Source organism: Anaerotruncus sp. 1XD42-93 (assembly GCF_009917605.1).
Lineage (GTDB): Bacteria > Bacillota > Clostridia > Oscillospirales > Ruminococcaceae > Anaerotruncus.
This window is the reverse complement of record NZ_QZEG01000018.1, coordinates 1-12,554: the sequence shown is the minus strand read 5'-3', so window position 1 is coordinate 12,554 and position 12,554 is coordinate 1. Positions and strand designations below refer to the sequence as shown.

The following is a 12,554-nucleotide window of genomic DNA, read 5'->3' as shown; positions in this document are numbered from 1 at the left end:
CCTCTAAAATCTCTTGTTTTCCCCTGCTGAAACCTGTCCAGCCCTTTCCTTCGATGCGGCGGAGGTTCTGCTTACCGGCTTCTTCCCCCTCGGAAAGGACAGATAAAACGTTTCAAACCGCCCCGTATCCCTAGAATGGCTGCTGGGCCGCATTGCTGTTGGTCAGGATCATGGCGTCCGGATGGTTCTGGAGCAGGGTTACCGGGAACTGTGCGGTACGCTCCCCATAAGCCGCGCGCCGGATCACCGAGCGGTGCCAGTCGCGGAAGACGCCCAGCCGTACCTTTTTTGCCGAAAGAATCTCCCTGATTCCGATGGTCACACACCGCTTCGGCATAGCTTCGATCGCACCGCTCAGGTCACCGATCGCGTTGGCGGTCAGCGTCTCGCGGCTGATGTCAAGCACGCGGGTGGTAAGCTGGGCAAATTCCTCCTCGCTCATCCCTTCCTGTGGCTCGTTGAACGCCAGATGGCCGTTGATCCCGATCCCGCCAAATGCAATATCCACCTTGCCAAGCCGTTCGACCAGGGCTGTGAGCGACGCCGGGTCCTGGGGATCGGGGAATACACGCTGCTCCTCCGGCATGAGCAGCTCCGGGTCGATCTTTCCATAGACCTCCCGCTGCATGAATCCGCGGAACGAGAGCTTATGGTCAACCGGCAGATAGCGATCGTTTTCGTCCAGATACTCATCCATATTGAGGAACCAGCAGTTTTTCAGGGAAAGGCGCCGTTCGTTCACCAGACGCACAAAAATTGGGTACTGCCCCACCGGTCCGACCGGGCAGATATAGACGGTCTTGTCCCCTCTGGCGTTGTTCTCCTCAATGCCCTTGACCATCTCAAGCGCCAGTTCATAAAAAACTTCTCCCGAATCCCCGAGTTTGAGAATCGGCAGCTTTGCATTCTTCCCCAACTCTGCGCTGGGAATCTGATAATAGTTCATCTGTCCAAACACTTCCTTTCATCCCGGGTCTGCCTGAAAACAGCGGAAATAACGCATTTTCACAAAACGCGGCAGGTACCGCCTCCTGCCAAAAACCCTGCTTTCGATTTTTCAGGCAGCCCTTAAAACAGGTGTTCAATTTTGAGGTCGCGGATCATCGAGACGATCTCTTTTGTGCGGCTGCATCCAAACTTATGCAGCAAGCCTTTGATCTGGGTTTTCACCGTCACCACCTCGACACAGCGGATTCGGGCAATGTCATTGACCTTGTTGTCCTGAAGCAGCAGGCGGACAAGGTCCCTTTCCGCAGAGGTGAGTTGGGATACATTGTTGATAAAAAAGAGCAGGCTCTGTTCCGAGCGCCTCAGCCGGGAATACTCCCGCAGGATCGTTTCCTGAATCTTGCTGTTCATCATCGGCTGCCCGTCGTGAGCGGCGCGGACATGCTGTAAAATCTCGTCGTTGGTGCAGCCCTTGACGATATAGTCAACCGCACCGGTGGCCATTGCGGTGGTAATCATCTGTTGGGTTTCATGCGCAGTCAGAAAGATGATCTTCTGATCCGGAATCGCATCGCGGATCCGTTCTGCCGCATGAATACCCGCATTCAGGTTTTCCATCTCAATATCCATGAGGATCAGGTCGCTTTCCGTCGACAAAGCCAGCTCTACCATTCCGGCACCGGTCGCCGATTCCCCCACCACCTCAATATCCGGTTCCGCCGAGAGCATCTCGCAGATGTCCTGCCGCAGCAGGTCGAAATCTTCCGCCACAAGTATCCGGATCATTTGCTCTGTCTCCTTTGCAGGGCTGTATCTACACGCGGCGTGTAGCGGGGCAGCTGCATGAAAAAGCTGGTCCCCTCATTTTTTACGCTCTCCACCCGCAGTGCGCCGAGATGGCTTTTGACAATCTGGCAGACATAATACAGCCCCATGCCCCAGTTGAAGTTTGTATTCTTATTGGTATAAAACGGGTCGTAAATTTTTTTCTGTTCCTGCCGGGTCATTCCACAGCCGTTGTCCCGCACCTCGAAAACCACCCACAACCGTTCATCGTGTACCGCCAATGCGACCTTCCGGTCTGGCCTGCCGGACGCAACGGTCGCCTCATAGCCGTTTGTGAGCAGGTTATAGAGCGCTTCCGTAAGGTGGGTACTGTCCGCCAGAAGGAGCACCTGCGGCACCGGCAGGACTTCGAGCGATACCTCCGGATATTTCTGGGCGAACCGCTGGGCTGCCAGCCGGACAATCTCCTCCGCAGAGGTCGGGGTCAGCGAGATATAGCTGGATTTTACGCTTCTGTAAAGCTCCTCCATCCGCTGGAGCATCGTGTCGTTCATCGTCTCGAGCAGATGCAGGTATTCTTCCAGTTTTTTCTCATCCTGCTCGGGCTTCGCCAGCTCCTGTTCCAGTTTTTTGTAGGCGACCCGCGCCGCGAGAAGCTGGTTCTTGATGCTGTGCACAAAAACCGATACCCCCATGCTCGCGGTATCAAACTTGCGTTCGAGCGAAACCGCCCTGTCGTTCTCCCGGACAGTAATCTGGCTATATTCCCGCAGATTCCAGAATCCCAGCACCAGAGAAAAGGCGATCAAAACGCTCATCCCCTGCCACATCCAGAGCGGGATGTCCGGGTTGGCATAGGACATCCCATTAAACCACATATATTCCGTTGTATAAAGCTGATAGACCTGAATCGGGTCCTGGAGTCCAAACATCAGGTAAAGCAGCATCATGCTTGCGATCAGTATGACGATGGTGCGGAACTGCCGCCTGTAATAGGCGATTGTAACACTTGCATACTCATGAAGCAGGAGCACCCCCGCCGCCAGCAGATAGAGCACGATCCAAAGCACCATAGCGGTCATCAGAAAACGCTGGAGTACAAACCGGTTGCGCACGATCGTGTAGAAAACCCGGGGATAATAAAGCAGGAGGCTCACGATCGGAAAAAAGCAGATCAATGCCCACCATTTCCGGCATCTGCGCACCAACGGGATCATACTGTAATTGAGCGCGACGAGCAGCAGAAAAAGCGGGAACAGATACCGTCCAATCGCGATCAGATACCCCAACCGGCTCAGCGGGAAGATCAGATAGGAAAGCCGCTTCTGGATGCCACTCGAAAAATAGAGGAATACCTTCTGCGCCTCGCTCATCCCGCCGGTCTTTGCGGTATAGATGATGATGCCAACGAGCAGCAGGATCAGGCTCGCTCCCATCCCAAAGATGAGCAGTGCATAATGATCCCTCCGGTAGGCGAGCAGGATCACCGAAAAAACGGCGATCGAGACCAAAATAATGAACAGCACAACAGCGCCCCCTCCCACATCGACACGATCCGACCGTCCCTCCAGAGCTTCCGGCCTTTTCTCTGGTTTAACCGGACATCCGGACGGCAGCGGGCTTTGCCTGTGCAGCGTCTCGGCCATAGCCTTGATATAATCGGCCATAGGGACGGCAGCGGGCTTTGCCTGTGCAGCGTCTCGGCCATAGCCTTGATATAATCGGCCATAGGGACGGGAGCGGGCTTTGCCTGTGCAGCGTCTCGGCCATAGCCTTGATATAATCGGCCATAGGGACGGCAGCGGGCTTTGCCTGTGCAGCGTCTCGGCCATAGCCTTGATATAATCGGCCATAGGGACGGGAGCGGGCTTTGCCTGCGTATCGTCCTGGCCATAATCCCGGTATAATAGCTGCTTTGCAGCTATTATATCATAATCACGAAGTGATTTGATATAATAGCTGCTTTGCAGCTATTATATCATAATCACGAAGTGATTTGATATAATCGGCCATAGGGACGGGAGCGGGCTTTGCCTGCGTATCGTCCTGGCCATAATCCCGATATAATAGCTGCTTTGCAGCTATTATATCATAATCACGAAGTGATTTGATATAATCGGCCATAGGGACGGGAGCGGGCTTTGCCTGCGTATCGTCCTGGCCATAATCCTGGTATAATAGCTGCTTTGCAGCTATTATACCATAGTGCCAGCCGGGAAGGCAAACCGGTAAGAGAAGGGCATAAAGCGGGGTTTTGGCCCTCTTTATGCCCTCCTGCATTGGCATTTTGGGCCTGCCGGAACAGGTCCGATATGGTTACGCCGCTTTCGCGTTTGCCTCAGCAGCTTCTTCCATGACATCAAACAGAACATAATTGTTGACATCCACGGCTTCGGTCAGACGTCCGCTGTCGATGAACACTTTCTGCTGATTCTCATAGTAGCTCTTGATTGTGCCTTCCTTAACCGCGGAAGCGACAAACTCGCCGGTGAGCCAGTTGCCCTCTCCTACGCAGTCGAGCATTGTCTGCTCATCGACCATGCACTGTTTCGCAACCAGTTTCGCGATCTCGTCGATGTTGGCAGCGCGATAGTCCATCGCCATCTGGAGCGCGCGGGTGAACCGAACAAGGATATCGCGGTTCTCGTCCGCATACTTTTTGGTGGTAATCATGCTGGACGGGAAGGTCGCCTGATCCAGATAGTCGTTGTTGGTGGCAAGCGTAATCACCTTGTCACCCATCGCGGTTGCGATGGTCATGGTGCCCGGAGACCAGGTCGCGCAAGCGTCGATGTTTCCACTGATCATAGCCGAAACCATACCATTCGCATCCATCTCCACGATCTCCAGATCAGACTGGGACAGCCCTTCGGAAGCGAGCGCGAGATTGAGGATAATCTCCGCAGAAGTGCCGGCTGTGGTAGCGACTTTTTTGCCTTTCAGGTCAGCGATCGAGTTGACGCCCTTTTCCTTGTTGCCCATAACCGCATCCGCAAGGCTGGTGCAGTCGATCTCAAAGATCATCGCTTCGCCCTCAGCGCAGAGCGCGTGTGCACCATGGCCGATCTGTGCGATGTCAATGTCTCCCGAAGCCATTGCCGAAATTTCGGCGGGGCCTCCCTGGAACTCGACCAGATCAACCGTAATGCCCATCTTCTCAAAGAAGCCCTTGTCGCGTGCGGTAACCAGCAGCGATGCACTGCCCATGTTGGGCATGTAGGCTACCCGCAGCTTGACCTCCTCAAATGTTTCGGCAGGCTCAGCTGCCGGAGCTTCGCTCGACGCTGCCGCAGACGAGACCGGTGCAGGTGCCGGGGCGGCAGAGGAAGCCGGCGCAGACGACGCGCCAGAACCGCCGCAGCCCGCAAGCATCGAAGCGGCCAGTACGCCTGAAAGGATGACGCTTAAAAACTTTTTCATAAAATTTCCTCCTGACAGATTCTTGTGTTGAAGCGGGAAAAACCCGCCTAAAAGAAAAATGCAGACTGCATTTTGTCTTTTCAGACATGTACCGAACTGTGATTCCATATGGAACCACCGGTCAACATGACGGAGAAGCCGTTACGCTGACCGGGGTTCGACCCATCCGGGAGACAGGAAAGACAGCCTTCGATTTCCGGGGAAAATTGGCCCCTACTTTCTGATCGCCAGATATTCCTGATAAACCTGCGACCAGATATGGTTTTTCAGATCGAGGAACTCTTTGCTCATCTTGGTTTCCTGGGTGCGCGGGTAAGGGATGTTGATTTCAACAACCTCCTTGATCCGGCCAGGGCGGGCGCTCATGATAATCACCCGCTGTGCCAGAATGATCGCTTCTTCCACGTCATGGGTGATGAAGAAACAGGTCTTTTGCTCTTTTTCCCAGGTTTTGAGCAGCTCGGTCTGAAGCTGGGTGCGGGTCTGTGCATCCAGCGCGCCGAACGGCTCGTCCATCAGCAGCACCTTGGGATTGATCGCATAGGCGCGCGCAATCGCCACACGCTGTTTCATACCGCCCGAAAGCTCCTTCGGATAGGACTGCGCGAACTGCTCGAGATCCACCATCTTGATGTATTTCTTTGCTTCCTGCTCCGCCTTATCCTGCGACATCCCCTGCAGCTTCAAGCCGAACTCGACATTCTTCTGCACTGTCAACCAGGGGAAAAGCGCATACTGCTGGAACACAACGCCGCGGTCCGGGCCGGGGCCGCTCACCGCCTGCCCATCAACCAGCACCTGACCGGAGGTCGGCTCATGCAGTCCCGCGATGATATTCAGCAGGGTGGACTTGCCGCATCCGGACGGTCCAACGACACAGACGAACTCATTTTCATGGATGTCGAGGCTTACACCGTTGAGCGCGACCATCTCACCATTGCGCCCGCTGTATTTTTTTACAACATTGTCGATCTTTACTTTTACTGGGAGATTGTTTCCTGCCATCCCGTCAGCCTCCTCTCCAGGAATCTTACAATTTTTTCAAACAAAATACCGATTACACCAATCACCAGAATCCCCATCAAAACGGTGGACATATCGTAGTAGCCGCTCGCCTTCTGGATCATCATACCCAGCCCGCGGGAAGCGCCGGTCAGTTCCGCTGCAACCAGCGTGGTGAGCGAGGCGGAAAGGCCAAGCCGCGCGCCGGTGAGGATGTAGGGAGTGGAGGCCGGAATAACTACCTTAAAGAAGAGGTCGCGGTCGGTAGCGCCGAGCACCTTTGCCGCTTTGATCAGGGTGACATCAACGCTGAGGACGCCCTGATAGATGGTCACGACCAGCACGAGGAACGAAGCAATGAAGATCACGATTACCTTTGCCTGCTCGCCAACGCCCGCGCCGACGATTACCAGAGGGATATAGGCCAGCGGGGGGATGTTCCTCACAAACTGGATCCACGGAGAAACCAGATTGCGGAAAGGCGCATACCAGCCCATCAGGAACGCAACCGGGATCGAGACGACAAACCCGATGCCGAAGCCCGCAAGCACGCGGAAGAGGCTGATGCTGGTGTGCTGCCAGAGGGTGCCGTTCGAGAGCGCTTTTACGAACTGCTGTCCAACCTCCCACGGCTCGGCGAATACCACACCGCCTGCTTCGGTCGAAGCGATCACCGTCCAAAGCACGAATGCCGTGACCACCGAAATGACCATCCACACCGCATTGGGAATCTTACTGAAAAACCCCTTGTTTTTTCCGGTATTCAAGGTGCATACCTCCTTTATTTTCTATTCTTATCATACCGCAGAATCTATTTTCCCAACAAGTATGAAATTTTCTCATACTATGCCCATAACTGAAATCTATGGGATATCCCTTTTTGGATGTTTTGTACAACATTTTACATCATACGTTTGGTTTTCCAAGGGTGTGGAACATCAGCCGCTTGTAGGCTTCGACCCCTTCCTGGTCGAACGGGTCCACCCCAAGCAGACGCCCGGAAACCGCGCACGCTGCCATGAAGAAACCGTAAAGCTGCCCAAATGCATCCTCATCCAGCCGGTCGGCGGTCAGACGGATGCAGGGTACCCCGCCCTGCGTATGTGCGCGGATGGTCGCATCCTCTGCCGCGCGGTTGATCTCCGCAAAATCCATCCCGTCCAGATAGTCGAACCGATCGCCAAATGCAGGGTCAGGAGCGATCCGGACCGAAGCGCCCGGGTCCTCAACGCTCAAAAAGGTCTCGATCAGATTTCTGCGTCCGTCCTGCATATACTGCCCGATCGAGTGCAGGTCTTCTGAATAGATCGCACTCGCTGGGAAGATGCCCTTTTTCTGCTTGCCCTCGCTCTCGCCGAACAGCTGCCACCACCATCTCGAAAACCAGCTCAGGCGCGGTTCGAACGAAGCCAGCATCTCAATGTCGAAGCCTTTCTGGTAAAGCAGGCTGCGCACCGCGGCATATTCCGCAGCAATCCCGCCATCCTCCGCCCGCAGACGCTCCTGCATCTGCCTGCCTCCCTCCAGATAGGCGTCAATATCCAGACCCATCGCCGCGAGGGGCAGCAGCCCGACCGGGCTGAACGCCGAATATCTGCCGCCAATCCGTTCGGGGAACGAAAGGAAAGTGTACCCGTTCTCCTGGGCGATCTCCTCAAGGCGGGAACCATAGGTCCCGGTCAGCACCACCCGGCGCGCCATCTCTTCCCGGGAATACCGCTCCTGCATCCGCTGCCGCAGGACCCGGAAATGGCTTCCCGGCTCCAGCGTTTCAAAATTTTTGGCGATCACATTGATGTAAACACTCCGGCCCGCCGTTGCATCGAGGATGCGCCCGATCTCATAGGGCGAAAAGGTGTTGCCCGCATAGAGGATTTCAGGTGCGCCCTTGTGTGCCGACCGGACCGACTCGATCACCGCCCGCGCCGCCTGGTTGGAGCCGCCGACCCCCACCAGTACAAAAACATCCGCTTTTTCACAGATTTCAGCGCCTTTTCTGCGGATAAGGTCGAGCTGAACCGCCGACTCCTGGCAGGAAACCCAGCCCTTTACCCCCGCAGGATCCGGGGCCTCTACCAGGTCCCGATAAAATGCCTGCGCACGCTCCTGTTCCCGCCTGAGCGCATCCGGCTCTAAAAATGTCTGTGCGGAAGCGGTGTCCAGCACCAATCTGCTCATGAGCGCACCTCCTCACGGCCAGTGAAACTGATGAGTCGCGGCAGCGGCCCGCCCAGAAGCGGACGGCACCAGTCAAGAAATGCCTGGGTCACCCCGTTGCCCGCCTCGTTGATGAACGAATCCGGCATCCCTTTTTCGTGAAGCATCACCTGTTCGATCTCGATCATCATCGGCTCGATCCGGTAAGGCTCCCCCTCGAGCCGCCGGAATCCGACCATCTTTCCGCTCTCCCCACGTACCACAGCTTCGGCGGCGAGTTTTCCCGCCAGCACCGCCTCTTCCCGGTCACAGGCGGATTGCAGGGCTATTGAAGCGCGCCCAAGCAATCCGGGTTTCTCGCTGCGCGCTTTATATCCCAGCTTTTTGGTGATGAGGTTGGCAAGATGGGAGCTGACATCCCCAAAATAGACCGCGCGTCCCACCTGAAATACCGGTTCCACGATCGGTTTGCCGTCCGCATCGTGCAGCCCTTCGCTCGCGACCACCACGCCGCAGCCCTTCCGGTCGATCAGCTCCTGTACGTCCCGCAGGAACGCCGCTTCGTCGAACGCCCGCTCAGGCAGATAAATCAGGTCCGGACCACCCACGCCGCAATCGGCGGCGAGCGCGGAAGACGCGGTTACCCATCCGGCGTTCCGTCCAAGCGCCTCAATCACCACAATATGGATCGGCAATCCGCGCACATCCGCGCAGACCTCTGCGGTCGAGACCGCCATATAGCGCGCCGCGCTCCCAAACCCGGGGCTGTGGTCGGTCACCGCGATGTCATTGTCCATCGTCTTGGGAATCCCCATAACCGAGATTCCATGCGCACAGCACTGTTCGTAAATCCTTGAGCAGGTGTCCATTGTACCGTTCCCGCCGTTGAGCAGGACATATCGGATACCGAATTCTTCAAATACCGGTACCATCGCCGCATAATCCTCCGGCTCGAGGTGATCGCGGGAAGTCCCGATCGCAGAGGCCGGGCTGGTCAGCAACAGGTCCAGTTCTTCCTGCGGGATTTCCCGCAGATCAAGCAGCTTTTTGTGCAGCAAGCCGCCTGTCCCCCCGATTGCCGCATAGATTTTCCCCACCTCGGGATGTTTTTTCGCCTCCTCAACCGCTCCATAAAGCGATGCGTTGATGACGGCGGTCGGCCCGCCGCCATGTATGATTACCATATTTCCTGACATACCGCCACTCCTTCTTCCTTGTAAAAGGCTTTTCTGCTTTTCCATTATAAGGGCAAAAAAGGGCGGAGAACAGTATGAAAAATGATCCTCCCTTTCCTGGAGGGTATCGGTGCTGTTTGAAAAACAGAACGATCCTTTTCAAGACTGCGGCGTTCTCGCTTCAAGGGCTTCTGCTGACGCCCTTGCTTTCGGGTTCCATAGAGCGCGCGCTGGCGGGCCATAAAAAAGAGCGGATGCAACCGCATCCACCCATTTTTCAGATTCTGCAAACTTTCTCCGGCCTGTTGAGGGAGTCATGGCGCATAGAAGCAAACGATTCTTGTGAAGCCTGCGAAAAAAGCCACCGAAGGCGGCTCCGTTTCACATGATGGGATATTAGCAAGTATGCTTGTGGGCAACTGCCCGCTGGTTGAAAACAGGTCTGCTGCTGGGGATACCGGCGATTGCGTGAATCCTGCTTTTTATCCCCTGCCAAGGCGCCGGCGCGCAGTGCGCGCACGACTGCGCGGAAGCGGTTCCAGCGCCATCACAAAGGTCAATGGAAACCGCACCAGCTCCCGGAAAAACTGCTCCATTGTGGCGAGATGCCGCTCCTTCCCCATCACCGCGTTGAAAAAGCGCAGGACCTCCCCCTGCTCCTGTGTAAACGCCGCAAAATGGATGCCGCGACCGGTCCAGTAGGTGACAACCCCCGCAACCGCACCGCGCGAAACCGTCTGCGCTCCGGCCAGCGTGAATGCCTTTCGCAGATGGAACCCTTTGCGGCCCAGATACCAGCAGAGGTAAAACATATTGGTACCCAACAAGCCGCCCAGCATTAGGCTTCTTTGCAGTTCCTGCCGGATGGTTTCATACGGGATGGTTCGTCCTGCCGCCTTCAGTGCGTTATAGGCCGCAATCCAGCCGCAGCCGTTATAGGAGGAGTCGTAATTTCCGTAAGGAAGCATCCCGGTCTTGGACTGGTCGATCAGGTACCCGTCGGATGAAAATGCCTGCTCGCACATAGAATCACCCCTCCTGTTCTGGTACGGGGACATTGAGTGAATGCTTATAAAGCTCCCCTTTTTTATATCCGGTCTGCCGTGCGGCTTCTTTCGCGGCATCTGACAGCGACATCCCGCCCGCCGCCAGCGCCTGCACCAGCTCGACTGCCTCTTCCAGTGTGGGAGGCTCGTCCAGCCGCACCTGCGCCCCCTCAACAACCAGTACAAACTCCCCTCTTGGCGGATGCTCCGCATACCACTCCACCGCTTCCGACAAAGTGGTGCGCCGCACCTCCTCATGCAGCTTGGTCAGCTCGCGCGCAAGTGAAATCCGCCGGTTTCCAAACGCTTCAAGCAGGTCGTTCAAGGTCGCCAGCAGCTTGTGCGGGGCCTCATAAAAGATCAGTGTCCGGGGATCGTCTTTGACCTGCGCAAGATGCGCGGTTCGGCTGTTGCGTTTGACGCTCAAAAAACCCTCGAATGCAAACCGGGAGGTTGGCAACCCGGAAACGGCCAGCGCGGTGACCGCTGCACTCGGGCCAGGCACCGCTTCGACCGGGACGCCCGCCTCGGCGCAGAGACGCACCAGATCTTCCCCCGGGTCGGAGATACAGGGCATCCCCGCATCCGTGACGATCGCACACCGTTCCCCCGCCAGAATCCGCGCGACGATCACCTGCCCGCGCTCCCGCAGGTTATGCGCATAATAGCTTACCAGCGGTTTTTTGATCCCGAAATGGTTCAACAGTTTAAGGGTGACCCGGGTGTCCTCGGCGGCAATAAAATCTACACCGCCCAGCACCTCGACCGCCCGCGGCGAAAGATCACCCAGATTCCCAATCGGGGTTCCAACCAGATATAGCCTGCTCATAGATCCCTCTCCTTATCCAAAGGATTGCCTGCGTTTTTCGCCTTGCAGGACGGCAAAATATCCCTGCTCATAAAGAATGGTTCTGCTCCTTTTTATAAATCCGCAAAACCTCCTGTGAAAAACCGCCTTCCCCTTCGATCAGCAGCGGCGGGTCGACCCGCAGAAACGGTTTCCCGCCCTTGCGGCCCTCCAGCAGAAGCAGCCAGGGCGGCGCATCCGGACGCTGGTGCACAAATCGGAGGCGTTTCGGTTCCATTCCCCGGCTGCGCATCCCGTCGATCAGGTCTGCAAGCCGCTCCGGGCGCTGGCAGACACAGAGCCGCCCTCCAAATTTCAACAGGTAGCTGGCAGCGTCGCAGACATCCTCAAAGGCGCAGAGGGTTTCGTGACGGGCAATCCTGTCCGCATCGCTCCCGCTCAGAATCCCATCTCCAACTGCTTTATAAGGGGGGTTACAGGTGACCAGGTCGAACGATCCACCTTCAAGCCTGCCCTTGAGCTGCCGCAGGTCCGCATGTACTGGAAAAAAACGGCTGTCCGGCAGTCCGCCATCCTGTAGGGAACGCTTCATCTGGGTGACCGCCAGTTCCTGTACTTCGACCGCATAGGCCCGCTTGGGTGCGTCCTCCGGGTTCCGGAACCAGAGCGCAGGGATGATCCCGCAGCCGCTCCCGAGGTCGCAGACTGTATCTCTACGGCGGGGAGCGGCGAAATCCGAGAGCAGGAACGCGTCGGTACCGAATCTGTGCGTTCCTGTGACGCACAGGCGCAGGTGCTCTGCCAACGGTTCAAATGTAAAATCGTCCAGTTTGATCCATCCCTTCAAGCCTGTCCAGCATCTAAAGTTTTACTCAATTTTTTTCAAAAAATTGCGGGGTCGAGGGGCAGTGGGACAGCGGAAGTCTGGTTCCAGACCAGACTTCCAGGCGCAAAGCGCCTTCCTCGGGGCTTCTCGGGCTTTCAGCCCGAAGCGCGGCATACGCCGCGACGCCCCTGCGGGCTGTCTTGCGGGTTAGGGGTCAGCGACCCCTCCCCGCAGGCCCCACCCCGGCAAGCTCGGCGAATTTCTTATTTTCTCAATTTTTTTCAAAAAATTGCGGGGTCGAGGGGCAGAGCCCCCGACGCGCTCCGCACTGCGAGCCGCAGCGAAGCGTTTCGAGCGCAACCCGCCGAAGGCGGGCTCTTAGCGCG

General features: G+C 56.5%; 12 protein-coding genes. All 12 read right to left on the bottom strand.

Features of this window, described 5'->3' with window-relative positions; all coding sequences use genetic code 11:
• Nucleotides 1-130 precede the first annotated feature (130 nt).
• The gene (locus D5269_RS08630) at nucleotides 131-946 is read right to left on the bottom strand and encodes a glucosamine-6-phosphate isomerase (protein WP_120484791.1); all 816 of its coding nucleotides are present in this window, start codon (nucleotides 944-946) and stop codon (nucleotides 131-133) included.
• A 122-nt stretch (nucleotides 947-1,068) separates the two neighbouring features.
• Nucleotides 1,069-1,734 carry a response regulator transcription factor gene (locus D5269_RS08625; RefSeq protein WP_016315008.1) on the bottom strand — a complete coding sequence of 222 codons (666 nt, stop codon included), beginning with the start codon at nucleotides 1,732-1,734 and terminating at the stop codon, nucleotides 1,069-1,071.
• Nucleotides 1,731-3,260: a HAMP domain-containing sensor histidine kinase gene (locus D5269_RS08620; protein ID WP_031219413.1), complete on the bottom strand. Its 1,530-nt coding sequence runs from the start codon at nucleotides 3,258-3,260 to the stop codon at nucleotides 1,731-1,733. Before D5269_RS08620 ends, D5269_RS08625 begins: the two co-directional genes overlap by 4 nt.
• A gap of 409 nt (nucleotides 3,261-3,669) precedes the next feature.
• Nucleotides 3,670-4,020: a hypothetical protein gene (locus D5269_RS08615; RefSeq protein WP_120484789.1), complete on the bottom strand. Its 351-nt coding sequence runs from the start codon at nucleotides 4,018-4,020 to the stop codon at nucleotides 3,670-3,672.
• A 30-nt stretch (nucleotides 4,021-4,050) separates the two neighbouring features.
• Nucleotides 4,051-5,154, bottom strand: a complete 1,104-nt coding sequence (locus D5269_RS08610; protein WP_120484788.1) for an aliphatic sulfonate ABC transporter substrate-binding protein — start codon at nucleotides 5,152-5,154, stop codon at nucleotides 4,051-4,053.
• Nucleotides 5,155-5,367: 213 nt separating this feature from the next.
• Nucleotides 5,368-6,159 (bottom strand): ABC transporter ATP-binding protein, encoded by a 792-nt coding sequence (locus tag D5269_RS08605; protein WP_016315005.1) that lies wholly within the window; start codon nucleotides 6,157-6,159, stop codon nucleotides 5,368-5,370.
• Complete coding sequence (locus D5269_RS08600; RefSeq protein ID WP_016315004.1) at nucleotides 6,135-6,923, bottom strand: ABC transporter permease; 789 nt, start codon at nucleotides 6,921-6,923, stop codon at nucleotides 6,135-6,137. Before D5269_RS08600 ends, D5269_RS08605 begins: the two co-directional genes overlap by 25 nt.
• 139 nt (nucleotides 6,924-7,062) lie before the next feature.
• Nucleotides 7,063-8,334, bottom strand: coding sequence for a glucose-6-phosphate isomerase (locus tag D5269_RS08595; protein ID WP_120484787.1), 1,272 nt, complete (start codon nucleotides 8,332-8,334; stop codon nucleotides 7,063-7,065).
• Complete coding sequence (locus tag D5269_RS08590; RefSeq protein WP_120484786.1) at nucleotides 8,331-9,509, bottom strand: diphosphate--fructose-6-phosphate 1-phosphotransferase; 1,179 nt, start codon at nucleotides 9,507-9,509, stop codon at nucleotides 8,331-8,333. The genes D5269_RS08595 and D5269_RS08590 overlap by 4 nt, the downstream gene beginning before the upstream one ends.
• Before the next feature lie 461 nt (nucleotides 9,510-9,970).
• A complete protein-coding gene (locus tag D5269_RS08585; RefSeq protein ID WP_120484784.1) occupies nucleotides 9,971-10,513 on the bottom strand; it encodes a hypothetical protein in 543 nt (180 codons plus the stop codon).
• 4 nt (nucleotides 10,514-10,517) lie between these two features.
• Nucleotides 10,518-11,363, bottom strand: coding sequence for a 16S rRNA (cytidine(1402)-2'-O)-methyltransferase (gene rsmI, locus D5269_RS08580; RefSeq protein WP_120484783.1), 846 nt, complete (start codon nucleotides 11,361-11,363; stop codon nucleotides 10,518-10,520).
• A gap of 67 nt (nucleotides 11,364-11,430) precedes the next feature.
• The gene (locus tag D5269_RS08575) at nucleotides 11,431-12,189 is read right to left on the bottom strand and encodes a methyltransferase (protein ID WP_207709111.1); all 759 of its coding nucleotides are present in this window, start codon (nucleotides 12,187-12,189) and stop codon (nucleotides 11,431-11,433) included.
• Nucleotides 12,190-12,554: the final 365 nt, after the last annotated feature.

What these genes read in the sequence shown, in the direction of transcription:
- D5269_RS08630 (WP_120484791.1), bottom strand. Translation starts at nt 946, where the DNA reads ATGAACTATTATCAGATTCCCAGCGCAGAGTTGGGGAAGAATGCAAAG.
- D5269_RS08625 (WP_016315008.1), bottom strand. Translation starts at nt 1,734, where the DNA reads ATGATCCGGATACTTGTGGCGGAAGATTTCGACCTGCTGCGGCAGGAC.
- D5269_RS08615 (WP_120484789.1), bottom strand. Translation starts at nt 4,020, where the DNA reads ATGCCAATGCAGGAGGGCATAAAGAGGGCCAAAACCCCGCTTTATGCC.
- D5269_RS08610 (WP_120484788.1), bottom strand. Translation starts at nt 5,154, where the DNA reads ATGAAAAAGTTTTTAAGCGTCATCCTTTCAGGCGTACTGGCCGCTTCG.
- D5269_RS08605 (WP_016315005.1), bottom strand. Translation starts at nt 6,159, where the DNA reads ATGGCAGGAAACAATCTCCCAGTAAAAGTAAAGATCGACAATGTTGTA.
- D5269_RS08595 (WP_120484787.1), bottom strand. Translation starts at nt 8,334, where the DNA reads ATGAGCAGATTGGTGCTGGACACCGCTTCCGCACAGACATTTTTAGAG.
- D5269_RS08590 (WP_120484786.1), bottom strand. Translation starts at nt 9,509, where the DNA reads ATGTCAGGAAATATGGTAATCATACATGGCGGCGGGCCGACCGCCGTC.
- D5269_RS08585 (WP_120484784.1), bottom strand. Translation starts at nt 10,513, where the DNA reads ATGTGCGAGCAGGCATTTTCATCCGACGGGTACCTGATCGACCAGTCC.
- rsmI (WP_120484783.1), bottom strand. Translation starts at nt 11,363, where the DNA reads ATGAGCAGGCTATATCTGGTTGGAACCCCGATTGGGAATCTGGGTGAT.